This is a genomic window from Bradyrhizobium sp. 2TAF36 (genome assembly GCF_052114925.1).
Lineage (GTDB): Bacteria > Pseudomonadota > Alphaproteobacteria > Rhizobiales > Xanthobacteraceae > Bradyrhizobium > Bradyrhizobium barranii.
In genome coordinates this window covers 81,779-104,939 of the sequence record NZ_JBFRFR010000007.1, presented here as the reverse complement: position 1 = coordinate 104,939, position 23,161 = coordinate 81,779, and the positions used below count along the sequence as shown (strand labels likewise).

Genomic DNA, 23,161 nt, shown 5'->3' with positions numbered 1-23,161 from the left:
CGTTCCGTCCAGACGAAGACGCGCCGGTTGCGCCACTCTCAAATGAAGATTTGGCAACAGGGCAGCAATCCGATTCAATGCCGATCGCGACAAATAGTTTCTTGATATGCCTCGCTATTCGGCGAAGGGATCACTACATACAGTTTATCACCGCGCGCCCCTCGGCTGTCATCGGTGACTGAGAGCATTGCRCTCCCGCCGGAACCAACAGGCGGTCAGTATGTCGGATTCCCCTAGATTCAGCCTTCGCGAGTGGCTCGTACCTCCGGTCTTGCTGCCGGTTTTCTTCGTGGTGTTGATCGCCGCATCGATGCTCATACAATGGTAGCCGGTCTCGGCGTGCCTTCGCCATCGACTCAAGCAAGCAGTTCGTCAGAATCGATCCCGGTCTCTTTGGCTTGCGAGTTGAACTCCAGGGCGATCAACGCCCTCGATCGAGCCCGCAAGCTGCCGTCGGGAGACAAGCGCACGGTGGCAATGCGCCGGGCAGCGATCCTCGGAAATGCCGCTGAAATCCTCGCGTATTTCTCGGCGGCGAAGGACCGCTGCTGAAGGAGCCCGCATGTTCAAATTTCTTCACTACCGAGCAAAAGCGGCCGCGTATGGCGAACTGGCGAGGAATTCGCCCGGCAAAGCCGATACGCGCAAATTCGAACAACTGCAGGACAGCCACACATCGCGCGCGGACAACGAGCAGATGCTCGCGGACCAATATGTGGATGCAGTCAACGCCGGGGAAACGGAGCGACTGCGTGGCGCGGCCCTCGCGGCGGAGGAAGAGCGCGTTTTGCGCTGTCTCGGYGCGGCCGTCATCATGCAATGGAATTCATTGCCGACGACGCTCCAGCGGGAGATCTTCGATACCGCCGGATCGGTTGGGACATTGCTGGATACGGCGGCGCTCCGCGGGCAGATTGCCCGGTTTCTTCACAAGCATAGGCACGACGCCGATCCCGCCAAGATCTGACATGTTCAGGGGCTGAGCGAGAGGCGCGGTTCGCGAAGCATATGGACGCAAACAACAGGAGGATCCCGATGGCACTGACAAGATTCCGTATCGATGAAGAGCTGCATGCCATGGACGGGCTGCGGCTTCTTGCCCAGGAAGGCACGAGAGAAGTCGAAGCGTTCGTCAGTCGCAAGGTGATGGACGTTTGGGCTGAATCGGTCGAGCACAGTGGCGGACGTCAGAGTTTGTTCCGGAAGCAATACAACGCGCTTGGCAAACGGAACTTTGCCGCGCTTGAGCACATCGTGAGCGCCAAATACCAGCGGGGCACCCGGTTCAACCGTCAGCATCCGTTTGTCGAGGTGTTGTTCTCGGACATTGCGGAAAGCGGGGAGACCTTGAATCTCAGCGAACTGGTGCGCGAGCCGTTGCCGCCGGCATTTCACCGGCGCGCCTGATCCGATTGGAACGCCGCCCGGTAGCGGCCACTGGTTTGCCAATGTGCCCCGTCACAAAGGTAAGCGGCGTGGCCTGCTCGGGCTGACGCAGGCTAAAAGCTGATCGCCGGCTTCGAGCTGCCGGCGCGGGGGTGATCTGGCAAAACGACACGGCGTGAACTACATCTGCGCCATGGCAAAACCTCCGCTGGCAAACCGTTCGCTCGAAGATTTCGTCGGCCGGCACGAACGTCTGTTCGTGCTGACCGGCGCCGGCTGCAGCACCAATTCGGGCATTCCCGATTATCGCGACAGCCATGGCAATTGGAAGCGGACCCAGCCGGTCAATTTCCAGGCCTTCATGTCGGAAGAGCCTACGCGCCAGCGCTATTGGGCGCGCAGCCTGATCGGCTGGCGGCGGTTCGGCCAGGCGAGGCCGAACGATGCGCATCATGCGCTGGCCCGGCTCGAGGCGAGCGGGCGCTGCGAGATGCTGCTGACCCAGAACGTCGACCGGCTGCATCAGTCCGCCGGCCACCGGCAGGTGATCGACCTGCATGGCCGGCTCGATCTGGTCCGCTGCATGGGCTGCGGGGCGAACACCCCGCGCAACGAATTCCAGGACAGGCTCGGCCGTGCCAATGCGGAATGGCTGACGCTCGACGCCGCCGATGCGCCTGATGGTGACGCCGATCTCGAGCATGCGGATTTCTCGTCGTTCAAGGTGCCCGCCTGCGAAGCCTGCGGCGGCATCCTCAAGCCCGACGTCGTGTTCTTCGGCGAGAACGTTCCGCGCGACGTGGTCGCCACCGCGCAGGATCATCTGGCGCAGGCCGACGCCATGCTGATCGTCGGCTCCTCGCTGATGGTCTATTCCGGATTCCGCTTCGTGCAGTCTGCCGCGAACCGGCAGATCCCGATCGCCGCGGTCAATCTCGGACGCACCCGCGCCGACGATCTCCTCACGCTCAAGGTCGAGGAGCGCTGCGAGGCGGCGCTTGCATTCCTGCTCTGAGCGCGTGGGCCGCACCCTTCTACCGCATAGGTGCCACGCAAAACGGCTCGGACGCTTCACCCCGGGCGTTGTCGCTGGTATGAAAATTGCTGCGGTTTTCGCGCAGTTTGTCGATCAGCACGGAGAATTTGGAATGCTTGAGGGAGCCGAGGTGCGGCTTGCCGTTGATATCGGTGGCACGTTCACCGACATCGTGCTGGACGTGGGGCAGGATCGCAAGACGCGCAAGGTGCTGACCACGCCGCAGCGGCCGGAGCAGGCGGTGCTGGACGGCATGCGTCTCATTCTCACTGACGCGCGCGCGCATATGAGCGACATCGACGTCTTCATTCACGGCACGACGCTCGCGACCAATGCGATCATCGAGCGCCGCGGCGCCAAGACCGCGCTGATTGCGACCGACGGCTTTCGCGACGTGCTCGATATCGGCACCGAGAGCCGCTATGACCAGTACGATCTCAGCATCGACAAGCCGAGGCCGCTGGCGCCGCGGTCCCTCCGCTTCACCGTGCCGGAGCGCATCGACGCGCACGGCGCCGTTCGCCTCCCGCTGGACGAGGCGGCAGTGCGTGCACTCGCGCCAAAATTGCGCGCGCTGAACGTCGAGAGTGTCGCGATCGCCTTCCTGCACTCCTACGCCAATCCCGAGCACGAGCGCCGCACGGCCGCGATCCTCAGCGAGGAGATGCCTGGTATCTCCGTGACCGTGTCCTCTGCGGTGTGTCCGGAGATCCGCGAATACGAGCGCACGTCCACTGCGGTCGCCAACGCCTATGTGCAACCCCTGATCGACGGCTATCTCGCCCGCATGGCGGATGCCTTGCAGGTCGAGCAGTTCCGCGGCGCGATCTATCTCGTCACCTCCGGCGGCGGCGTCACCTCGATCGAGACGGCGCGGCGCTTTCCGGTGCGCCTCGTCGAATCCGGTCCCGCCGGCGGCGCGATCTTCGCGGCGCAGATCGCAGCGCGGCTCGGCGAGAGCAAGGTGCTGTCCTTCGACATGGGCGGCACGACCGCAAAAATCTGCCTGATCGAAAAATACCAGCCCGAGACCTCGCGCGTATTCGAGGTCGATCGCGCGGCGCGCTTCCTGAAGGGCTCCGGCCTGCCGGTGCGCATCCCCGTAATCGAGATGGTCGAGATCGGCGCCGGCGGCGGCTCGATCGCGCATGTCGATGCGATGAAGCGTGTCACTGTCGGCCCCGAGAGCGCCTCGTCGGAGCCGGGACCTGCTTGCTACGGCCGCGGCGGCCAGCGTCCGGCCGTGACGGATGCGGACGTTGCGCTCGGTATGATCGATCCTGACGCCTTTGCGGGTGGCACGATCAAGCTCAGCCCGGAGCTTTCAAAGGCGGCGCTGTTGCGCGCCGTCGGTGAGCCGCTGGGGCTGTCGGCGGAAACCGCGGCTTACGCCGTGCACGAGGTCGTCTGCGAGAACATGGCGAGCGCGGCGCGCGTGCATGCGGTCGAGCGCGGCGAGATCGTCGGCCAGCACACGCTGATCGCCTTCGGTGGCGCGGCGCCGTTGCATGCGGCGCGCGTCGCCGAGAAGATCGGCGTCTCGCGGGTCATCGTGCCCTCGAATGCCGGCGTCGGCTCGGCGGTCGGCTTCCTGGCTGCTCCCATTGCCTACGAGCTGGTGCGCAGCCGCCATGTCCGCCTCGATGATTTCGACACCGAGGGGGTCTCGGAGCTGCTCCAGGAGATGGTGACTGAAGCGCGCGCGCTGGTGGAGCCGGGCGCGGCCGGTGCGCCAGTGCGCGAACGCCGTGCAGCCTTCATGCGCTATGTCGGCCAAGGCCACGAGATCTCGGTCGAGCTGCCGAACCGGCGGCTGACATCGGCCGATCTCGCCGGGCTACGCCAGAAGTTCGAGGCCGACTATTCGGCGATGTTCGAGCGGCCGATCCCGGGCGCCGCGATCGAGGTCCTGAGCTGGTCGGTGCTCGCGACCACCGATGCGCACCATCCTTCTGTCGTCGCTTCCGTTGCGCGCAAGCCCGCCGGCAAGGCCTCGGGCAGCCGCAAATTCTTCGACGGACGCGCGGGGGAAGTAATCGAGATCCCGCTCTATCGCCGCGAGGACATGGCACCGGGCGCGACCATTGCGGGTCCCGCCGTGATCGCCGAGGACGAAACGTCCACCTTCGTCTCCAACAGTTTTGACGCCCATATCGACGGTGCCGGCAGCATCGTCATGGAACGAAAGGCGGCCTGATCATGACCAAGGCAAATGGCGCGAGCCTGATCGACCTTCAGATCATGTGGCACCGGCTGATCGCCGTGGTCGAGGAGCAGGCGCAGGTGCTGCTCCGCACCGCCTTCAGCCCGATCGTGCGCGAATGCGGCGACCTCTCCGCCGGCGTGTTCGACCTCAGGGGACGGATGCTGGCGCAGGCCGTGACCGGCACGCCCGGCCACGTCAACTCGATGGCGGAATCGGTCAAGCACTTCATTGCGCATTTCCCGATTGAGACGATGAAGGAAGGCGACGCCTACATCACCAACGATCCCTGGATGGGCACAGGTCATCTCAACGACTTCGTCGTCACCACGCCCTGTTTCAAGGACGGCAAGCCGGTCGCGCTGTTTTCCTGCACCAGCCACCTCATGGACATCGGCGGCATCGGCTTCGGCCCTGACGCCACCGACGTGTTCATGGAGGGGCTCTACATCCCCATGCTCAAGCTGATCGACCAGGGCGTCGTCAACGAGACGCTGATGGCGATGATCCGCACCAACACGCGGCTGCCGATCGACACCGAGGGCGACACCTATTCGCTGGCCGGCTGCAACGACGTCGGCTGCGAACGGCTGGTCGAGATGATGACCGAGTTCGAGATCGACACGCTCGACGAGCTCGGCGACTACATCTGCGACCGCTCGCGCGAGGCCGTGCTGGCCGAGATCGCAAAACTGCCGAAGGGAAGCTGGCACAACACCATGGTCGTCGACGGCTATGATGCGCCGGTGACGCTCGCGGCGACGCTGACGATCTCCGAGACGGGCATCCATGTCGATTTCGACGGCACCTCGGCCGCCTCGAAGTTCGGCATCAATGTGCCGCTGTCCTACACCACGGCCTACACCGTGTTCGGCCTCGGCTGCGTCGTCGCCTCGCAGATCCCGAACAATGCCGGCTCGCTGTCGCCGCTGACGGTGTCGGCTCCCGCGGGCGCGATCCTGAATGCGCCGAAGCCGGCGCCCGTGGCGTCGCGTCATATCGTCGGACAGATGCTGCCGGACGTGGTGTTCGGCTGCCTGCGCCAGATCATTCCCGAGCGCGTGCCCGCGGAAGGTACCTCGTGCCTGTGGAATCTCAACGTCCGCGGACAGACCCGCTCAGGTGCTGGCGGCAATTACGGGTTCTCGATGGCGGTAACTTCGAATGGCGGTACCGGCGCGCGATTTGCGAAGGACGGGCTGTCGGCCACCGCCTATCCCAGCGGCGTGCGCGGCACGCCGGTCGAGATCGCGGAGACGCAAACGCCGCTGATCTTCTGGCGCAAGGAGCTTCGTCCGGATTCCGGCGGGGCAGGGCGCACCCGCGGCGGCCTCGGCCAGATCATCGAGGTCGGCAGCGGCATCGAGGCGCCCTTCGACATCCTCGCTGCATTCGACCGCATCGACCATCCGCCGCGCGGTCGCGACGGCGGCAAGAACGGCGAGGCCGGCTATGTCGGATTGAAGTCCGGCCAGAAGATGCGTGGCAAGGGCTTTCAGACCATTCCACCGGATGACCGGCTGGTGGTGATGACGCCGGGCGGCGCCGGTATCGGTGACCCCAAGGAGCGCGATCGTGCAGCGATCAAGGATGACGTTGAGAGCGGTCTCGTGTCGGCTGACAACGCTGTTGCCGTTTATGGGTAGCTAACGCTCGGGCAACGACTGCGGCGATTACCCGCCGCAGTCGTTCGGCGCCGGCTTCCCGGCAAAGCGGTCGGTCAACCAGTTCACAGCGGCCATCGTGCTCGCCTGTGCGGCGCGGCCGTGTCCGATGTTGGGAAGGGTGACCATTTTCACGGGGCTGCCCGCCTTGCACAGCCGGCTCATATAGGCGCGCGTCACCGCGGGCCGGATGATCTGGTCGACAGTCCCTTGAGCGAGGAACACTGGCATGCCGGCGGCCAACGTGCCGGCGCTGTTCTTCTCCAGCAGCGAGCGCCAGGGCTCGCGCTTGGTCGGATCCAGCACGGTCAGAAAATATTTCTGGAGCGGCCGCTCGGTCCGCTGCCGGATGAAGATATCGAAGGGACGTTCGATGCATTCGCGCGCCAGTCGGTCGATCGCCGGAAGTGCGCGCGGGTCGACGACACCGTCGAGCGCGGCGTCGTAGACGCGATGCCATGACCACAGCGTCATCGCTGTGATGTTCTTGCCGCCGACTGAGTTGATGTCGTCGCTCATCAGCGTGGCGAGATCCGTCGCGGGCGCCGCAGCGGCAACGCCGAGCAGATGGAGATCGGGCGCATAGGTCGGCGCCAGCTGCCCGGCAAACAGCACAGCCTGTCCGCCCTGCGAGTGTCCCCACAAGGCAAAATCCTTAGTCCCGCCGGCGCCCGGCAGATCGCGCGCGACGCGCACGATGTCGAGCACGGCGCGGCCCTCGCTCTCGCCGACGAGATAAGGATGCGGACCCGGCGTGCCGAGCCCGGGATAGTCGGTCGCCGCGACGATGTAGCCACGCGCCACCATCGAGCGCAGTCCCTGGATCTGCTGGAACAGGAAGATCGCGAGCGACGGCGCGCAGCGCGGCACAATGCCTGACGTTGGATGCGCCCAGGCCACGATCGGGCGGCCGCCCGGTGGCGGCGGTCCTTGCGGCACGATGACGACGCCCGAGACGAGAATGGGCTCGCCCTTCAATCCGGTTGAGCGATAGAGCACGCGAAAGGCCGATGCGCCGAGCGGCGCGCCGTCCATCGGCTCTTGCCGCACCAGACTGCCAGGCGGTCCGTCCGCAAGCGATGCCGGTGCGTCGTAAAATGCCGATTGCGCGTGGGCAGTCACGATGCCGGCGGCGAACATGACGAGTGCGGCCATCAGAGCGCGGGCGGCGACAAGCATTTGCGATCCGCTCCAGCGCACGATCACATCCCGTACAGGATTTTCAGCTCGCCGCTCGCGCGCAACGCGAGTGTGATCCCGTCGGCAAGCAGCAAGGCCTTGTCGAACTGCACCGAGGAGAGCTTGCCTTCCATACGGAAGCCGTCCTTGAGCGGACGCGTCAGCCGCTGGTTCGCCGCCATCAGCAGGTTCTGGTAGGAGACGCCATAGTCAATGTTCACGGCCTGCTTCAATTGCGCGACGATCGACTGCAAGCCGGGGTTTGCCTCTCCGTCCTGCGCGGCGAGATCGAGATCGGCAAGCGCGACGCTCTTGCTGGTATCGTCCACCTTCAGTGCGCCGGAGAGATAGCTCCATTGGCCTGCATTGGGGTCGCTGTCCGACGTCTTCGCAAGACGCAGGCCGATCACAAGCTTGCCCGCCGACGGATAGACCTGAACCTCGCGCAACGCGCTGTCTTGCGCCGGCAGCGCGGCGATCGCCTGGCTGATCTTGTCCTTGATCGCGTCATAGCCGAGCCGGACCGGAAGGATGACGTCGAACGTTCCCGGCGCGGTCACGTCGGTGCCAAGCGGCGGCAGCGATGTCGGGGTGACGCTCGCACCCTGCTGCCCAATCGACGTCACGGCGCTGCCGGAGAGTTCGAGCGAGCCGGACAACACCTTGTCGTTGGCCCGCACGCCGGCAAATGCGGCAGCTTGCGGCGTCACTTGCAGCCAGACCGGCGGCTCGTCGGCGAGCTTCATCGGCTCGAACGCATGCGTCCAGGCAGCGGCCGCCTTGTCGCGCAGATTGAGTTTCCTTGCTGCGGCCAGCGCACGTGATCGCACGCGCGCGAGCTGCGTACGGATTCGCGGCTCGACGTAGGGCGCAAGATCGAACTCGCGGCCGAGCACGTGCAAATAAGGTGCTTCGCTCCAGTGGAAGGAGTCGCTGAAATTCAGGTCGAGCGACCAGTCCTTGCGCAGCGCGGGCCGTGCCTCGGCCTCGATGGTCGCGCGCGCTTCGGTCTGGCCGCGGATGCGCGCGGTGAAGCGGTTGGCGCCCTGGCCTTCGGCCGCGCCGTAGATCGAGACTGCACCATAGACGCGGTCGCCGCGGCCATAGAGCGAGACGCCGCTAGTGCGATTGACGAAGCCAAACACGTCGCAATTGGCGTTGACACGGAACATCAGTACGCGGCGGTGCACGCAGTTGACGCGCTCGTCGATGGTGGCAAGCCGCTTGGGGATATCCTGCTCGATCGCCTTGGCGAGCGCCGGCAGACCGAACTCGATGGTTGCAGACACCCGCGAGGTCGTGGCGAGCGGCGCCGGCGGATCGGGAGCGAGCGGCGGCTTGTCGGCGGCGTGCGCGGCTTGCGCGAGTGCGGTGAGGGCGAGCGCAACAAGCCCGGCACGTTTCGTCGAATGAACAATTCGCAAAGAAACGGGCATTCTTCTTATTCCAGCTTGGCCCTGCTTCGCGCCCAGGCCGCCGGCCGCGGGGCCATTCGGTCTTCAGAGCAAAATCGCGGAAGGAGAGGGCGGTCAGTGGATCAATTATTGCTTGTATTCAATGGTCGCGTATCGCGGCACTTGTATGGCGCGGCGTCGCGCTTTGAGCAAGGCTTTGTATATCGCTCCGTTATGATGGCCGTTCTTGAATTGCTCAAAAGAGATTGACGCCGCCCCCGTCCAAATGATCACGCGATGAAGCTTCTCCGTGGGCGCTGCGATTTTTGAGTCCGAGATCTGTGGCCAAGACGAAATGGTCAGCGCAGCTGACGTTTCAAATTCGTGCTGCGCGTTAAATTCGCGCCGCTCGCGCATTCCATCTTTGCGCCCTCCCTCATCCGGCGTACTCTGTGAGAGCGAGCAGGAGTGCAACAGCAACCAGTCCAGGAAACGTAGCTCCTTTTGGCGATGTCCGCCGAGAGAGATCGAGAGCTGTTGGCAGCTCATATGCGATGGAGAAGAACCGACACTTAGCGAGCTGCAAACATCCCTCGCAGCGTCTGCGAGACGCGAGTTCAACAAAACACAAAAGCGGGAGGAACGGATGAAGAAGCGTTGGTGTAATTCTGGTCTACCTCTTGTTGTCGGCGCGACACTTGCGGCGTCGGCGGCGTTGGCCCAATCCGTGGATACTGCCCGGATCGAGAACGCCGGTCAGAACGATTGGCTCACCTATCACGGTTCATACAAATCCCATCACTACAGCCCGCTCGCGCAGATCAATGCGAGCAACATCGGCAATCTGGGCGTAGCCTGGACGCACATTCCCGGACGATCGACGCGCGGCCTGCAGTCAATGCCGCTCGTGGCCGACGGCGTGCTCTATTATTCGGGTTCGTACAGCCGGGTCTTTGYGCTGAACGGCGCGACCGGCGAGGTCATCTGGTCGTTCTTTCCGGAACTCGATGAGGCGCTCATCAGCCGACAGACCCACTCGCCCTACAACCGCGGTGTAGCCCTTGGTGAAGGCAAGGTCTTCGTCGGTACGATGGATGGTCGTCTGTTCGGGCTCGATGCGAAGTCGGGAAAGGTTCTCTGGGAAACCAGGCTGATCGACTCGCAGAAGCTCACGGTCGGCTTCACTGGCGCGCCGCTTTACGCGAAGGGAAGCGTCATCATCGGCTCGCAGGGGGGTGAATGGCCGGGCCGTGGCCCGATCTTCGCTGTCGATGCCACCACTGGCAAGAAAAAGTGGGAGTTTCTGACGGTCGCGGGCACCGACGAGGCCATGAAGACCTGGGGCAACGATTCCTGGCGCACGGGCGGTGGCGGCGGCTGGATGCCGGGCACCTACGACTCCGAGACCAACTCCGTCCTGTGGGGCACCGCGAACCCGGCGCCGCTCTACGATTGGTCGGGCGCTGATTACAAGACGCAAGGTGCGCGTCCCGGCGACAATCTCTATACGAGTTCGGTCATCGCTCTCGATATCGATACCGGAAAGCTGAAATCCTACCATCAGGAACTGCCTCACGACGCCTGGGACTTCGACAGCGCCGTCGGCGAGTTCGTGATGCTTGAGCGCGATGGCCAGAAATACGTGGTTCATCCGAACAAGGGCGGCTTCGTCTTCGTCTACGACCGTAATCTTGGCGTGAAGAACGTCTGGCGGCTGGTTGAGAACATCAACTTCGTCAAGGATATCGATCCCAAGACGGGCGCGCTGATCGGCCGTCGCGATTTCCCTGTCGGGAAAGTCACTGAAGTACCGCTGTGTCCCTTCATTGGCGGCGGCATCAGCTGGAATGCCGGCTCGTACAACCCGAAGACCGGTCTTTATTACAAGATCGGCCAGGAATGGTGCATGACGCTGGATATTCAGAAGACGACGCCGGTCACCGCGCCCCAGGTCCAGCTCAACATCGGCGCCGACTTCAAGATGGTGCCGCCTCCGAGCGGCGAGATCTACGGACATCTCGACGCGCGCGACCCGATAACGGGCGCGAAAAAATGGGAGGTTCGCTTTCCCGAGCCGCCGCTTGGGAGCGTTTTGTCGACCGGGGGTAATCTTGTGTTCGTACCCGACTCCCGTGGCATCCTTCACGCCTACGATGCCGAAACCGGAGCCGAGTTGTGGAAGCACAACAACGGCACCGGCCACCAGGGCGGTATCGTCAGCTACTCCGTCGGCGGCAAGCAATATATCGCCGTGGCGGCCGGCTTCGGCGGCATGCTGGCGGACGAATATGCGCCAAACTTCGGCGGCGTCTACAAGAGCATGCCGCGTGACGACGGCGCCCTCGTCGTCTTCAGCTTGAAATAGTCTGTCTCAAACGATCTGCCGAGGAGCGGGTGCAAACCCGCTCCTCGGTCGATTGCAGCGGCCGGGCGTGATTCAGGAATGGAGCGGACGTGTTGAAACTGCATTTGAAGTCGCTTCCGGCGGTGCTGGGCGCTTCGTTGCTGTGCGTTGTGGTGGCTCGAGCTCAATCTGCCACGCCGGCGCCGGACAACGGGTCACTGGACGTCGAGCAGTTGTTCGCAGGCACCTGCGGCTTTTGCCACTCCGACGGCGGCCGGGCTGCTGGCAGGGGACCGCAACTGATGAATTCGCAACGAGACGACGAATTTCTGCACAACCGTATCAAGATCGGCAAGCAAGGTGCGATGCCGGCATTCGGCGAGAGCTTCAGTGACGCGCAGATCGACCAGATCGTCAAATATATCCGCGCCTTGAAGCCGCGCGAGGGCTGACCCGCCGGGACCTGATCCATCCAGATGAGACGCGGCATGAAGGCAATTGTCCTGATTATCGTCGGTGCCGCCATCGGGCTGTCCGGACCGGCGCAGGCGCGAACCCTGGAGGCGATCCGCGCGAGTGGCGCGCTCGGACTCTGCGCGCATCCCAACTCGCTTCCTTTTGCGCGCAAGGGCGGCGATCCATCCGGCTTTCAGGTCGAGTTGGGACAGGTGCTGGCACGCGAGCTCGGTGTCTCGCTACGGCTCGACTGGATCATCACGCAGTACCAAATGCGCAGCGCCAATTGTGACATTCTTCTGGATGTCATCGCCGATCGCGAAGCGCAAGGCGAGACCCGCTTGAGGATCTCGAAACCGTACTATCGCACGGGCGTCGCGCTCGCGGTGCCGTCATCCAGCGCGCTCACATCGTTCAAGAGCCTCGGCGAGCATACCAAGGTGGGGGTGCAGGTCGGCTCTGTCGCCGCCATGATCATCGGTCAGCGGCACGTGCCCATATCGATCTTCGGCTTCGAGACCGACAGCCTCGACGCCGTATCAAACAAGGAGATCGATGCGGCTGCGGTCACGCCCACCGCGGCGGGCTACTTCAATCTGACGCATCCTGACAAGGCACTCCGGATCCTGGATCGCGACGAGGGCGTGGCCGATCTCAACTGGAATGTCGCCGTCGGCATGGTCCGCCCGGATGATGCGTTGCGCGAGGCGATCGACGGAGCGCTGGAACGGCTGCGCAACGACGGTACGATCGATCGGATCTACGGTCGCTATGGGATCGTGCTGCAAGCGCCGAGGTAGCCGATTGCCGAAAGAACGACGCCGTCCCGGTTTGGCAAGGACGACGTCGCTCTGCGAAGATATCGCTTTGGCCTTAAGCCGCCGCCTTCTTCCGCGCCTGCTCGGCCTTGTACAGCTCGAATTCTTCGGCGATCGCCTTCGCGACCGACGGCCGCTGGCGCAGGCGGTCGTGATACGCCTTCACGTTCGGCCATTTGGCGAGCTCGATCGGTGGGGTCGCCATGGTCCAATTGATGACCGTGACGAGATAGGCGTCCGCCACACTGAAATGGTCGAGCAGGAAGTCGCGCCCCTTCAGGTAGTTGTCGAGATAGTCGAGCCGCGACAGGTTCTTCTCCAGTGCATAGGCCTTGGTTTCCTGCGGCGCCTTGCGGTCGAGCAGGGGAATGAAGAGGCCCTTGTGCAGCTCGGTGCCGATGAAACAGAGCCATTGATGCAGCCGGGTGCGATCGATGCCATGGGCCGCACCGAGGCCGGATTGCGGGAACCGATCCGCGACATATTGCAGGATCGCGGCGTTCTCGGTCAGCACCACGCCCTCGTCGGTGCGCAGCGTCGGCACGAGCCCGATCGGGTTGACCGTGCGGAAGTCGGTGCCGTCGTTCAGCACTTTCTTGGTCGGCGGATCGACTTCGAGATAATTCGCTTCGGCGCCGGCTTCATACAGCGCGACGCGGGTCGCCATCGAACAGGCGAGCGGCGAGAAATAAAGATCCATCTTGGGCCTCCTTGGGCAATTCCTCTTTGGGTGTCGCTCAACCTGGCCAGATTGATTTTTGTACCATCTTGTATAATATGTCGGCGGTCAAGGATTAATTTGCGAGATGGTACAAAAATCGAAGCCGCCAGCTGCTGCCAATGAGCCGAAGCGCCGCGGGCGCCCGCGCGCCTACGAGCCCGATGTCGCGCTCGGCAAGGCGCTCGACCTGTTCCGCCGGCAGGGTTTTGCGGCGACGTCACTGGACGATCTCAGCGAAGCGACCGGCATGAACCGGCCGAGCCTCTACGGCGCCTTCGGCGACAAGCGCGAGCTCTACATCAAGAGTTACCAGCGCTACCGCGAGGACGCGCGCGCCTCGATGGTCGAGATCTTTCGCCAGGAGATGCCGGTGCGCCAGCGGCTCGAGCGCATCTTCGCGTCCGCGCTGAACATCTATCTCTCCGGCGAGACCGGTCCGCGCGGCTGCTTCACGGTGGTGACCGCGGCGTCCGAAGCTGTCGGCGATCCCGAGATCCGTGCCATGGTGCTGGATGGACTGACCGAACTCGACAAGGCCTTTGCCAGTTGCTTCCGCCGCGCCAAGGAGAAGGGCGAGCTGCCCGCGAGCGCCGACCCGGCCGTGCTGGCGCAGCTCGCCTCCGCAACCGTGCATTCGATCGCCATCCGCTCCCGCGCCCGCGTGTCGCGCAAAGAACTCGAGGTGATCGTGAAGGGTGCGATTGACGTGATGGTGGGGGCCAAAAGTTAGGCCGTCGTCCCGGGGCGCGCGCAGCGCGAGCCCGGGACCCATAACCACAGAGAGAAGTTTGGCGAAGGCTGGTCGTTCGGTACTGCGACCATCCGCAACGATAAATCACGCGGTGTGGGTCCCCGCGTACGCGGGGACGACAGCGAGGGTGGGGCGCGTGCGGGCCTCTCTCAGCCTGCCGAAGCGTCTAATATCCCCGTGCCCGGTCCACCACGTTCTCCAGCGCACCGCCGGCCTCGAACTTTGCGATTTGCTCGGCGACATAGGCCGAGATTGCATCCGCGTCGGTGTCGGCCGCGTTGTGCGGGGTCAGCAGCACCTTGGGGTGGGTCCAGAACCGGCTGTCGGCAGGCTGCGGCTCCTGCACGAAAACGTCGAGCGAGGCCGCGCCAAGCGTGCCGTCGTCGAGGCAGGCCAGGATATCGGCTTCGTTCTGCAAGCCGCCGCGACCCGCATTGATCAGCACGGGCGCGCCGAGCGGGCTGCTGCGGTTGAGCTTGGTGAAGACGTCGCGGTTGAGGATGCCGTGCGTATCCGGCGTCAGCGGCAACAGTGAGACCAGGATGTCGGTCTTGCGCAGGAACGCGTCGATCTGCGCGGCGCCATGGAAGCATTCCACGCCCTCGATCGTGCGCGGGCTGCGGCTCCAGCCGGCAACCCGGAAGCCGAGCCGGCGCAGCACGTCGGCGGCATCGGCACCGAGCGTGCCAAGCCCCATCACGCCGACGGTGACGGCGCTCGCCGGCCACTGATATTGCGGCTCCCAGCGCTTTGCGCGCTGCGAGTCCCGCAAGTACAGCTCCTGGCGGTGGTGCATCAGCACGTGCAGCACGACATACTCGGTCATGCGATTGGTGAGATCAGGCACGGCGACGCGCACCAGCGGCACGTCGGGCAGGCTCTTGTCGGCCATCAGCGCGTCGACGCCGGCGCCCAGATTGAAGATCGCACGCAGATTGGGGAAAGAGCTGAGGTCGCCTGGCACAGGCTTCCACACCGCGGCATAGTGTACCTCGGCCGGATCGAGCCCGGCGTCGGGCAGCAGCACCACGCGGCGGCCGCCGCAGACCGCGTCGAACCGGGCCTTCCAGCGCTCCGGCAGCCAATTCTGCTGCGTGCTGTTGATCAGGACGGCCAGTGTGCCCATGCTCATTCGAAGTGCCTCGTCGGTTCCGTTTTGAAAACCCTCCTTGGCACGATCCGACGGATTTTTCTCGCAAATTTTTTCCGCAGCCCTGTCGGGGCGGGGCATATTGGATCGTCTTAAAAACAAGCGTTCAGGAAGGTGCTGCCCATGCTTTATGCGATCCTCTGCTATCACGACGAGGACTTCGTCGGCTCCTGGAGCAAGGACCAGGACGAGGCCGTGATGAAGAAGCTCGCCGTGGTGCAGGACAAGCTCACACAGCAGGGCCGGCTCGGTCCGGTGGCGCGGCTGCTGCCGACCACGGCGGCGGCGACGCTGCGCAAGGAAGACCCGCCGCTGGTGCTCGATGGCCCCTATGCGGAGACCAAGGAGCAATTGCTCGGCTTCTACATCGTGGATTGCAAGAACCTCGACGAGGCGCTCGACGTCGCGCGCGAGCTCGGCGCGGCCAATCCCGGCGGCGCCTATGAGGTGCGCCCCGTCGGCGTATTCCGGCCCGGAGGAATTTCGACGTGAGCGAGGCCGATACCGCCTGGATCGAGACCGCGCTGACCTCGGCGCGACCCCAGGCGGTCGGCGCGCTGCTGCGCTATTTCCGCGATCTCGACACCGCCGAAGAGGCCTTCCAGAACGCCTGCCTGCGCGCGCTCAAGACCTGGCCGCAGAACGGGCCGCCGCGCGATCCCGCGGCGTGGCTGATCATGGTCGGCCGCAACGTCGCCATCGACGAGGTCCGCCGCGCCCGCAAGCAGCAGCCGCTGCCGGAGGATGACCAGGCCATCTCCGATCTCGACGACGCCGAGGGCGCACTCGCCGAGCGGCTCGACGGTTCGCACTACCGCGACGACATCCTGCGGCTGATGTTCATCTGCTGCCATCCGCAGCTGCCGGCGACCCAGCAGATCGCGCTGGCGCTGCGCATTGTCTCCGGCCTCACCGTGAAGCAGATCGCGCGCGCCTTCCTGGTCTCGGAAGCGGCGATGGAACAGCGCATCACCCGTGCCAAGGCGAAGGTCGCCGAGGCCGGGGCGCCGTTCGAAACGCCTGGTGCGGTCGAACGCTCCGAGCGGCTCGCCGGCGTTGCCGCAATGATCTACCTGATCTTCAACGAAGGCTATTCGGCCAGCGGCGACACGGCGGAGATCCGAAAGCCGCTGTGCGAGGAAGCGATCCGGCTGGCGCGGTTGCTGCTGCGGCTGTTCCAGAGTGAGCCGGAGATCATGGGGCTCGCGGCGCTGCTGCTGTTGCAGCATGCGCGCAGCGCCGCGCGCTTTGCCGCGGACGGCGCGGTGATCCTGCTCGACGACCAGGATCGTACGCTGTGGAACGGCAACATGATCGCGGAAGGCCTGGCGCTGATCGACAAGGCGATGCGCCATCGCCGCAGCGGCCCCTATCAGGTCCAGGCCGCGATCGCCGCGCTGCATGCGCGCGCGTCGACGCCCGAGGAAACCGACTGGACGCAGATCGATCTGCTCTACGGCGCGCTCGAACTGATGCAGCCTTCGCCGGTGGTGACGCTCAACCGCGCGGTTGCGGTCTCCAAGGTGCGCGGGCCTCAAGCGGCGCTCGAGCTGATCGAGCCGCTGGCGCCGAAACTCACCAACTACTTTCATTTCCACGGCGTGCGTGGTGCCTTCCTGATGCAGCTCGGCCGTAACGACGAAGCCCGCATCGCCTTCGACCACGCCATCGCACTCGCCAATACTTCGGCGGAAGCCGCCCACATCCGCATGCATATTGATCGCCTGATCCGGGACAGCCAGCCGAAGGGCGGCAACGGGAGCGCCAGGCAGGGCGCGAAGGCAAAGTGACGGCCAAAATTTCGTCCCGCCGATTGTCGGCTCCCGCCGTTCCCCTTCGTCTTAATTCCATATCCAGGGAGCCACTCATGCTGAAAGCCATTGCCATCATCGCCGTCGTCCTCGCCGTCGGCATAGCCGCGGTCCTCGTCTTCGCATTGACAAAACCCGATACGTTCCGTGTCGAGCGCTCGCTCGCCGTGAAGGCGCCGGCCGATGCGATTTATCCGCACGTTGCCGATTTCCATTTCTGGATGAGCTGGTCGCCCTATGAGGATCGCGACCCCGGCATGAAGCGGACCTTCGGCAGAACCGCGTCAGGCAAGGGCGCGACCTATGCCTGGGACGGCAACAATAATGTCGGCGCCGGGCATATGGAAATCCTCGAGGCGAGCACGCCGTCGAAGCTTCGCATCAAGCTCGACTTCGAGCGCCCGTTCGAAGGCCACAACACCGCCGAGTTCACCTTTGTGCCGCAAGGCGATGCCACATTGGTCACATGGGCGATGTACGGTCCGGCGCCGTTCATGTCCAAGGTGATGCAGGTGTTCATCAACATGGACAACATGATCGGCAAAGACTTCGAGGCCGGCCTCGCCAGCCTGAAGAAGCTCACCGAGAAGTAACGAGGCTTGCTGCCCCAAGGAGCAGCCAAGGAACTGCCAAGGAATCGCCAAGAAAACGGAGAGGAGAGAAACGATGATCAATGCCTATCTGTTCTACACCTGCGAAGCGGCGTTCAACTTCTACGCCAAGGTTTTGGGCGGCAAGATCGACGCCATGATGCGCTCATCGGAAGCGCCGCCGGACATGCCCGCCGCGCCCGGCCGCGAGAAGATGATCATGCATGCGCGGATGTCGTTGCCCGACGGCAGCGTGCTGATGGCCTCCGACGCGCCACCCGAGCATTTTCAGAAAGCCCAGGGCTTTTCGGTCTCGCTCACGGTCACGGACCCCGCGGATGGCGAGCGCAAGTTCAACGCGCTCGCCGACGGCGGCACCGTCACCATGCCCTTCGGCAAGACGTTCTGGGCCAAGGGCTTTGGCATGTGCGTCGACAAGTTCGGCATTCCCTGGATGGTGAACTGCCCGGCCGAGGGCATGTGACGGGCGCGTCGGCCTGACACGCCAAGCCACGATCCCACTCCCGTTGTTACGGGAGTGGGTCACTCATGCCGTCGTCATGTCACACGGCTGATCGCCGCGTGCTCGCTCACCGGAGCGATCCGGTCGCGTCATCGCTTGGCGGCGGCGGTTCAACGCAGCGAGGGCAGATCACGAGTTTCGTGCCAAGCTGCCTGTCGTTCTCCGCCTCGATTTCGTCATGGACCACCCACCACGCGTCGGAGAACGGGCGCAAGGTGCCGAGCACTCTTTCCCGCTCCTGATTGGGGTTGTCCTGTGCAGGCGCCGGGTTCGCGGCGCGCCGCTTTGTGACAGAGGAGCGGTGATGGGCCTGGTTCGGATCGCGGCCGAGGCCGTCCCATGCGATCGGTCGGCGCTCCTGCGCCGGCGCCGCCGCGCATCCGAGGAGCGCTGCGCAAAAAGTGAGCAAGACGAAGCCGTGACGCAGCATGCCGGACCCTTGGTGCGGTACGCGACACGCAAACTCCGCATGCGGAGCCTTGCATCGCGCCGGTTAAATGGAACCTAAGGGAAACGACGTGGCCGCCAGGCCCAATATGGAATCGTGCTCTCGCATCACATTGCGAGAGCAGTGAGGCCGCTTCGTGAAATCATGCGGATCGCATCGCACAACAACTGGCGAAATATTAGGCTGTAAACTCCACGACAGAATCGCTAATAATTTCTTCATAAATTCTACAAACTGGGGTGGGCGTAACTTGGAAGGGGAGCGACCGATGGCAGCGGCGCTACAAATCAATTTTGCACTTTGGGGTATGCTCATCTGCGCGACTTTGGAATTGGCGCAGACCATCCAGAGGCTCTACTAGCCAGAGGCTCTACTAGGCCCGACGAAATGCGTGACCGGCGCAATTTCGCCGTCGTGCTTGCCTGCTAGCTCACCAGCAACGCGATGAGCGTGAAGCTGACGCTCGCGATCACGATCATCGAGAGGATGTAGTTGCGCGGCCGCGCCGTTCGCGCACGCGGCGGTCTCCGCCGCTGGAGTGGCTCGCTCGCCTGCCATGCGAGCTCCGACGGCGCGAGCGCAGCCTCTGCGCCCGAGCCGATATATTTCACATAGAGCTCGAGCAGCCGCAGCTCGGACGGCAGGTCCATCAGGCCCTCGCGCTGGCGCCGCGACAGCAATTCGAATTCGACGGTTTCCTGGGAGCTCAATTGGCCAAGGACAATGCGTCCCTGGTCCGACAGGCGGTAGTGAAAATCGATGGGCTGCACGGCCTGCGATCGGTTTGAAAATGAGTAATCTTGAAAAAGCGGAACCATCCTAGTCTGTGACCACTGCTGAGATTATGACGGCCCTGCAGCCATCGTGACCCGAGCGGCCTCAATCTGGACGGGACCATCATAGACGGTCGGGAAAGGCCGCAAACCGCGTAAATTGGGCAGGCATTGCCAAGCGGTTGAGCGGATTCGTGTCCGGATCGTCGACATTTTGCAAAACTGCCTAATCGCCGGACAGCGGCGGATGCAACCGGTCACATCGCTGGCGGCCGCCTGTTGCTCAGCGGCAGCGCGGATAGATCGCCGCAAGGTCGCGGCCCTTCAGCAAAAGCAATCTGGACGAGAGGCCACCGTGCCGGCTGATCCAGTCGCGCACCGGGCCGGGATAGGCCTGCAGCACCGCGTCGGAGGCTTCGGGCTCGGCATAAAAGCGCCCACGCCGGTCGACCGAACGCGCCGCGTGGAAGCCGAGTACCGCGCGTTTGGTGACGCAGATGCGCTCGCCCGGCACGATGCTGAGCACCAGCGTGCAGGCGGACAGGCACGGACCGTCGATCACCACGCGCTCGCCGCTCTCGCGCACCTGCTCGAACAGGTCGAGGAACGGCCCGACCTCTCCGCCCGGCGACTGGATGATGCGGATTTCGGCCATGGCGGGGGTGGTGGTAAAGAGCGCAGATGCGAGCATCCAGGCACCCACAAAGAACATGCGTCGCATGGAGCACTCCACTAACTCGATCCCGTAGGGTGGGCAAAGCGTAGCGCGCCCACCAATGGCATCGCAAATCTGGAGGGAAGGTGGGCGCGGCGCTTGCGCGCCTTTGCCCACCCTACGACGTTCACCCGTTCCGCCGTTCGCCGCGCAGCGTCGGCAGGCCGATGCCAGCCGCATCGAAGCCGCCATCGACGGCCAAAATTTGGCCGGTGATGTAGCTCGATCGTTCCGAGCACAGGAAATAGATCGCTTCGGCGAGTTCCTCCTCCAGGCCGTAGCGGTTGAGCGGAATGGCGTCGTGATAGTCGGCGCGGATCTCCCTGCTGTGCACCTGCTTCGCCATCGCGGTGTCGACCGGCCCCGGCGCGACTGCGTTGACGCGGATGTTGAGCGAGGCGAGCTCGACCGCGAGCTGCTTGGTCAGGTGCGCAAGGCCCGCCTTGCTGGTGCCATAGGCCGAACGCAGGGTCGAGGCGCGCACCGCCGAGATCGAGGTGACGTTGACGATGGCGCCGCCGCCTTGCTCGCGCATCAGCGGCGCGGCCGCCTTGGTGCACAGGAACGGGCCGGTGAGATTGACCGCCATGATCCTGTTCCAGTCGGCGTCGCTGGTCTCCAGCACTGGCGCGAACACGGCGACGCCGGCGTTGTTGACGAGAGCATCGAGCCGACCGAAGCGGCTCATGACCGCCACCATTGCAGCTCCTACGGCGGCTGCATCGGACACGTTGCAGGTGATTGCCAGCGTGTTATCGGGATTCTTCAGGGCCGCCGTCGCGCCTGCCTGCAGCTCCCCCTCGATATCGAGCAGCGCGACGCGCCACCCTTCGGCCAGGAATTTCTTGGCCGTCGCCAGCCCGATACCTCGCGCGGCTCCGGTGACGAGGGCGACGTTTTGTGGGGCCTGCGGCATTTGCTAATCTGTCCTGTGTTCGAAAGGGGCGCGCACGAGCGCCGGCTCCTTTTACTTCGCTTTCGTCCCGGCAAGAAGGGCTCCAGGCCATGCTCATCGATCCCAGCACGATCCCGCTCGAGGAATGGCGGCCAGGTGTGAAGACCCGCATGGTCACATCCGCGCGCAACGGCGCGACCGCGCTCTGCATCTTCGAGCAATGGGTCGATCCCGGCGCCGGTGCGCCGACGCACAGCCACACGGTCGAGGAGGTGCTCACCGTGCGGGCGGGCGAGGCGGAGATGTGGGTCGAAGCCCGGCGTATCACGGTGACGGCCGGACAGGCGCTGCTGGTTCCCGCCGGCCGCAAGCACGGTTTTCGCAATTCGGGAGYGACCATGCTGCATGTGCATGCGGTGTTGGCCTCGCCGGTCTTCGAGATGCTGCCGGAAGGGGCGAGTGAAGCGACGCGACGCTGGGAGCGGTAGGGTAAGAGCGTCGGTCTCTCTCTCCGTCACCCCTGAGGTGGCCGCTTCTTCAGCGGCCCTCGAAGGATGACGGGGATCGTGATAAAGCGAGAGCTTACGCCAGCTCCGCCGATGCGCGCTGCATGTTCGACGACATGTCGGAGGTCACGATGCTCTGCTCCTCGACTGCGGCCGCGGTGGAGGCGATGAACTCGTTGACGCCGGCGATCGCGGCCTTGATCGCGGTGAGCGAGCTCGCAACGTCGCCCGAGATGGTGTTCAGCGTGTCGATTTCGGAGGTGATCGTGTCGGTGGCCTGCTTGGCCTGGCTGGCGAGGTTCTTCACCTCGGAGGCGACCACGGCAAAGCCGCGGCCCGCTTCGCCCGCCCGCGCCGATTCGATCGTGGCGTTGAGCGCAAGCAGGTTGATCTGACTGGTGATGCCCGAAATCATCTCGACGATGCCGCTCATGGCCTGGGCCGCTGCAGTCAACTTCTGAGCCTGACCGTCCGCGGACTCGACCCTGGTGGTCGCGACCTTGGAGGTCTCGCGCGATTTCGCCATGGTCTCGGAGATCTCGCGGATCGAGGCGCTCATCTGCTCGCTGCCGGCCGCGACCGCCTCGATCAGCCCGCGCGCATTGTCGGCCTTCTTGCGGCCGATCGCCTGCGCGGTGATGTCGGTGGCGTATTTCACCACCTTGTAGGTTTTCCGTTGAGATCCAGAATCGGATTGTAGGACGCCTGGATCCAGATTTCGCGGCCGCCCTTGGCGATCCGCCTGTATTCGGCGGCCTGGTATTCGCCGCGGTTGAGCGTCTCCCAGAACTGGCGGTAGGCCGCCGAATTCCTCTCGTTCGGCTCGACGAACATGGAATGGTGCCGGCCCTTGATCTCGGCCAGCGAATAGCCCACCGCCTTGAGAAAATTCTCGTTGGCGGTGCGGATCGTGCCGTCCATGTTGAACTCGATCACCGCCTGCGACTTCTGGATCGCGGCGAGCTGGCCGTCATTGTCGGCGGCCTTCATCTTCTGCGCGGTGATGTCGGTTGCGAACTTCACCACCTTGAACGGCTTGCCGGTCTCGTCGAGGATCGGGTTGTAGGTCGCGAGAATCCAGATCTCCTTGCCGCCCTTGCCGAGCCGCTTGTATTCGGCCGCCTCGAACTCGCCGCGGTTCAGCCTGGCCCAGAACGCGGCATAGGTCGAACTCGCGCGGTCCTCGGGCGTCACGAACATGCTGTGATGCTTGCCCCTGATCTCGTCGAGCGAATAGCCCATCGCGCCCAGGAAGTTCTCGTTGGCGGTGACGATGGTGCCGTCCATGTTGAACTCGATCACGGCCTGCGCGCGGTTGATCGCGGCGATCTTGCCGGAGTCTTCCATGGTCTTGATCTTGTACGCCGTGATGTCGGTGGCGAACTTGATGAAGCTGACCACCTTGCCGTTCTTGTCCAGCAGCGGGGCGTAGGAGGCATGAACCCAGACTTCCTTGCCGTTCTTGCCGAAGCGCTTGTATTGCGTGGTCTGGAATTCGCCGCGGTTCAGGCTGGCCCAGAAGTCGCGGTAGCGGGCGCTCTCGCGTTCGGCCGGGGTGACGAAGATGCTGTGATGCTTGCCCTTGATCTCGGCGAGCGAATAGCCGCTCATTTTCAGAAGGTTCTCGTTGGCATCGAGGATGGTGCCATCGAGATCGAATTCGATGACGGCCTGCGAGCGATCAAGGGCGTCGACTTCCGCGAGCGCGTGCTGGACTTTGGCCTTGCTGTTGAAATTGAACACTTGAAGGTCCCCGGAATGGTTCAACTATGCGTCGGCCGGGCTGCAATTGGCCTTC

At 64.0% G+C, this 23,161-nt stretch carries 23 protein-coding genes and 1 pseudogene; 15 read left to right on the top strand and 9 right to left on the bottom strand.

Annotated features, from left to right (window positions below; all coding sequences use genetic code 11):
- The first annotated feature begins 321 nt into the window (after nt 1-321).
- From AB4Z51_RS05460 to AB4Z51_RS05435, 6 genes are all read left to right on the top strand, one after another.
- Nucleotides 322-552 (top strand): hypothetical protein, encoded by a 231-nt coding sequence (locus AB4Z51_RS05460; protein WP_071909720.1) that lies wholly within the window; start codon nt 322-324, stop codon nt 550-552.
- Nucleotides 553-562: 10 nt separating this feature from the next.
- Nucleotides 563-967, top strand: coding sequence for a hypothetical protein (locus tag AB4Z51_RS05455; protein ID WP_071909721.1), 405 nt, complete (start codon nt 563-565; stop codon nt 965-967).
- Nucleotides 968-1,035: 68 nt separating this feature from the next.
- Nucleotides 1,036-1,407: a signal transduction histidine kinase gene (locus tag AB4Z51_RS05450; RefSeq protein WP_135214744.1), complete on the top strand. Its 372-nt coding sequence runs from the start codon at nt 1,036-1,038 to the stop codon at nt 1,405-1,407.
- A 172-nt stretch (nt 1,408-1,579) separates the two neighbouring features.
- Nucleotides 1,580-2,401, top strand: a complete 822-nt coding sequence (locus AB4Z51_RS05445) for an NAD-dependent protein deacetylase (RefSeq protein WP_135214780.1) — start codon at nt 1,580-1,582, stop codon at nt 2,399-2,401.
- 133 nt (nt 2,402-2,534) lie between these two features.
- On the top strand, nt 2,535-4,619 hold the full coding sequence (locus tag AB4Z51_RS05440; protein WP_135214745.1) for a hydantoinase/oxoprolinase family protein: 2,085 nt from the start codon (nt 2,535-2,537) through the stop codon (nt 4,617-4,619).
- 2 nt (nt 4,620-4,621) lie between these two features.
- On the top strand, nt 4,622-6,271 hold the full coding sequence (locus tag AB4Z51_RS05435) for a hydantoinase B/oxoprolinase family protein (protein ID WP_135214746.1): 1,650 nt from the start codon (nt 4,622-4,624) through the stop codon (nt 6,269-6,271).
- Nucleotides 6,272-6,298: 27 nt separating this feature from the next.
- On the opposite strand, the gene AB4Z51_RS05430 is transcribed toward AB4Z51_RS05435, so the two are convergent.
- Together AB4Z51_RS05430 and AB4Z51_RS05425 are read right to left on the bottom strand one after the other, a co-directional pair.
- Complete coding sequence (locus AB4Z51_RS05430) at nt 6,299-7,468, bottom strand: alpha/beta fold hydrolase (protein ID WP_441497137.1); 1,170 nt, start codon at nt 7,466-7,468, stop codon at nt 6,299-6,301.
- A 23-nt stretch (nt 7,469-7,491) separates the two neighbouring features.
- The gene (locus tag AB4Z51_RS05425) at nt 7,492-8,904 is read right to left on the bottom strand and encodes a DUF4403 family protein (RefSeq protein ID WP_135214748.1); all 1,413 of its coding nucleotides are present in this window, start codon (nt 8,902-8,904) and stop codon (nt 7,492-7,494) included.
- A 604-nt stretch (nt 8,905-9,508) separates the two neighbouring features.
- On the opposite strand from AB4Z51_RS05425, the gene AB4Z51_RS05420 reads away from it, so the two are divergent.
- The 3 genes from AB4Z51_RS05420 (at nt 9,509) to AB4Z51_RS05410 (ending at nt 12,462) form a co-directional block, all read left to right on the top strand.
- Nucleotides 9,509-11,227, top strand: a complete 1,719-nt coding sequence (locus tag AB4Z51_RS05420; protein WP_441497150.1) for a pyrroloquinoline quinone-dependent dehydrogenase — start codon at nt 9,509-9,511, stop codon at nt 11,225-11,227.
- A 104-nt stretch (nt 11,228-11,331) separates the two neighbouring features.
- Nucleotides 11,332-11,658, top strand: a complete 327-nt coding sequence (locus AB4Z51_RS05415) for a c-type cytochrome (protein ID WP_175618267.1) — start codon at nt 11,332-11,334, stop codon at nt 11,656-11,658.
- A gap of 36 nt (nt 11,659-11,694) precedes the next feature.
- Entirely contained in the window at nt 11,695-12,462 is a 768-nt protein-coding gene (locus tag AB4Z51_RS05410) for a substrate-binding periplasmic protein (RefSeq protein ID WP_063981076.1), read from the top strand.
- 73 nt (nt 12,463-12,535) lie between these two features.
- On the opposite strand, the gene AB4Z51_RS05405 is transcribed toward AB4Z51_RS05410, so the two are convergent.
- The gene (locus AB4Z51_RS05405; protein ID WP_135214751.1) at nt 12,536-13,180 is read right to left on the bottom strand and encodes a glutathione binding-like protein; all 645 of its coding nucleotides are present in this window, start codon (nt 13,178-13,180) and stop codon (nt 12,536-12,538) included.
- Between the two features lie 106 nt (nt 13,181-13,286).
- Between AB4Z51_RS05405 and AB4Z51_RS05400 the strand changes: the two genes are divergently transcribed.
- Complete coding sequence (locus AB4Z51_RS05400; RefSeq protein WP_441497136.1) at nt 13,287-13,931, top strand: TetR/AcrR family transcriptional regulator; 645 nt, start codon at nt 13,287-13,289, stop codon at nt 13,929-13,931.
- Between the two features lie 187 nt (nt 13,932-14,118).
- Here the strand turns inward: AB4Z51_RS05400 and AB4Z51_RS05395 are convergent, their stop codons facing one another.
- Entirely contained in the window at nt 14,119-15,084 is a 966-nt protein-coding gene (locus AB4Z51_RS05395) for a 2-hydroxyacid dehydrogenase (RefSeq protein WP_135214752.1), read from the bottom strand.
- Nucleotides 15,085-15,225: 141 nt separating this feature from the next.
- Here AB4Z51_RS05395 and AB4Z51_RS05390 point away from each other — a divergent pair, with 141 nt between their 5' ends.
- From AB4Z51_RS05390 to AB4Z51_RS05375, 4 genes are all read left to right on the top strand, one after another.
- Nucleotides 15,226-15,594, top strand: coding sequence for a YciI family protein (locus AB4Z51_RS05390; protein WP_135214753.1), 369 nt, complete (start codon nt 15,226-15,228; stop codon nt 15,592-15,594).
- Nucleotides 15,591-16,892, top strand: coding sequence for an RNA polymerase sigma factor (locus tag AB4Z51_RS05385; protein ID WP_135214754.1), 1,302 nt, complete (start codon nt 15,591-15,593; stop codon nt 16,890-16,892). Before AB4Z51_RS05390 ends, AB4Z51_RS05385 begins: the two co-directional genes overlap by 4 nt.
- A 77-nt stretch (nt 16,893-16,969) precedes the next feature.
- The gene (locus AB4Z51_RS05380; RefSeq protein WP_063981081.1) at nt 16,970-17,506 is read left to right on the top strand and encodes an SRPBCC family protein; all 537 of its coding nucleotides are present in this window, start codon (nt 16,970-16,972) and stop codon (nt 17,504-17,506) included.
- A gap of 73 nt (nt 17,507-17,579) precedes the next feature.
- Entirely contained in the window at nt 17,580-17,987 is a 408-nt protein-coding gene (locus tag AB4Z51_RS05375; RefSeq protein WP_441497135.1) for a VOC family protein, read from the top strand.
- Between the two features lie 106 nt (nt 17,988-18,093).
- On the opposite strand, the gene AB4Z51_RS05370 is transcribed toward AB4Z51_RS05375, so the two are convergent.
- The 4 genes from AB4Z51_RS05370 to AB4Z51_RS05355 all read right to left on the bottom strand — a co-directional run bounded on the left by AB4Z51_RS05370 (nt 18,094) and on the right by AB4Z51_RS05355 (nt 20,878).
- Nucleotides 18,094-18,456 carry a hypothetical protein gene (locus AB4Z51_RS05370; RefSeq protein WP_135214756.1) on the bottom strand — a complete coding sequence of 121 codons (363 nt, stop codon included), beginning with the start codon at nt 18,454-18,456 and terminating at the stop codon, nt 18,094-18,096.
- 443 nt (nt 18,457-18,899) lie between these two features.
- Nucleotides 18,900-19,244, bottom strand: a complete 345-nt coding sequence (locus AB4Z51_RS05365) for a hypothetical protein (protein ID WP_135214757.1) — start codon at nt 19,242-19,244, stop codon at nt 18,900-18,902.
- Nucleotides 19,245-19,530: 286 nt separating this feature from the next.
- Nucleotides 19,531-19,959, bottom strand: coding sequence for a hypothetical protein (locus AB4Z51_RS05360; protein ID WP_425364317.1), 429 nt, complete (start codon nt 19,957-19,959; stop codon nt 19,531-19,533).
- A 130-nt stretch (nt 19,960-20,089) separates the two neighbouring features.
- Nucleotides 20,090-20,878, bottom strand: a complete 789-nt coding sequence (locus AB4Z51_RS05355) for an SDR family NAD(P)-dependent oxidoreductase (protein ID WP_135214758.1) — start codon at nt 20,876-20,878, stop codon at nt 20,090-20,092.
- 89 nt (nt 20,879-20,967) lie between these two features.
- On the opposite strand from AB4Z51_RS05355, the gene AB4Z51_RS05350 reads away from it, so the two are divergent.
- On the top strand, nt 20,968-21,345 hold the full coding sequence (locus AB4Z51_RS05350) for a cupin domain-containing protein (protein ID WP_441497134.1): 378 nt from the start codon (nt 20,968-20,970) through the stop codon (nt 21,343-21,345).
- Between the two features lie 94 nt (nt 21,346-21,439).
- Here AB4Z51_RS05350 and AB4Z51_RS05345 read toward each other — a convergent pair.
- Nucleotides 21,440-23,106: pseudogene (locus tag AB4Z51_RS05345) on the bottom strand (methyl-accepting chemotaxis protein).
- Nucleotides 23,107-23,161 lie beyond the last annotated feature (55 nt).

Coding starts and splice junctions, on each gene's coding strand:
- AB4Z51_RS05375 (WP_441497135.1), top strand. CDS start 17,580: ATGATCAATGCCTATCTGTTCTACACCTGCGAAGCGGCGTTCAACTTC.
- AB4Z51_RS05370 (WP_135214756.1), bottom strand. CDS start 18,456: ATGCTGCGTCACGGCTTCGTCTTGCTCACTTTTTGCGCAGCGCTCCTC.
- AB4Z51_RS05395 (WP_135214752.1), bottom strand. CDS start 15,084: ATGAGCATGGGCACACTGGCCGTCCTGATCAACAGCACGCAGCAGAAT.
- AB4Z51_RS05425 (WP_135214748.1), bottom strand. CDS start 8,904: ATGCCCGTTTCTTTGCGAATTGTTCATTCGACGAAACGTGCCGGGCTT.
- AB4Z51_RS05400 (WP_441497136.1), top strand. CDS start 13,287: ATGGTACAAAAATCGAAGCCGCCAGCTGCTGCCAATGAGCCGAAGCGC.
- AB4Z51_RS05355 (WP_135214758.1), bottom strand. CDS start 20,878: ATGCCGCAGGCCCCACAAAACGTCGCCCTCGTCACCGGAGCCGCGCGA.
- AB4Z51_RS05410 (WP_063981076.1), top strand. CDS start 11,695: ATGAAGGCAATTGTCCTGATTATCGTCGGTGCCGCCATCGGGCTGTCC.
- AB4Z51_RS05450 (WP_135214744.1), top strand. CDS start 1,036: ATGGCACTGACAAGATTCCGTATCGATGAAGAGCTGCATGCCATGGAC.
- AB4Z51_RS05445 (WP_135214780.1), top strand. CDS start 1,580: ATGGCAAAACCTCCGCTGGCAAACCGTTCGCTCGAAGATTTCGTCGGC.
- AB4Z51_RS05380 (WP_063981081.1), top strand. CDS start 16,970: ATGCTGAAAGCCATTGCCATCATCGCCGTCGTCCTCGCCGTCGGCATA.
- AB4Z51_RS05430 (WP_441497137.1), bottom strand. CDS start 7,468: ATGCTTGTCGCCGCCCGCGCTCTGATGGCCGCACTCGTCATGTTCGCC.
- AB4Z51_RS05360 (WP_425364317.1), bottom strand. CDS start 19,959: ATGTTCTTTGTGGGTGCCTGGATGCTCGCATCTGCGCTCTTTACCACC.
- AB4Z51_RS05440 (WP_135214745.1), top strand. CDS start 2,535: ATGCTTGAGGGAGCCGAGGTGCGGCTTGCCGTTGATATCGGTGGCACG.
- AB4Z51_RS05390 (WP_135214753.1), top strand. CDS start 15,226: ATGCTTTATGCGATCCTCTGCTATCACGACGAGGACTTCGTCGGCTCC.
- AB4Z51_RS05460 (WP_071909720.1), top strand. CDS start 322: ATGGTAGCCGGTCTCGGCGTGCCTTCGCCATCGACTCAAGCAAGCAGT.
- AB4Z51_RS05435 (WP_135214746.1), top strand. CDS start 4,622: ATGACCAAGGCAAATGGCGCGAGCCTGATCGACCTTCAGATCATGTGG.
- AB4Z51_RS05405 (WP_135214751.1), bottom strand. CDS start 13,180: ATGGATCTTTATTTCTCGCCGCTCGCCTGTTCGATGGCGACCCGCGTC.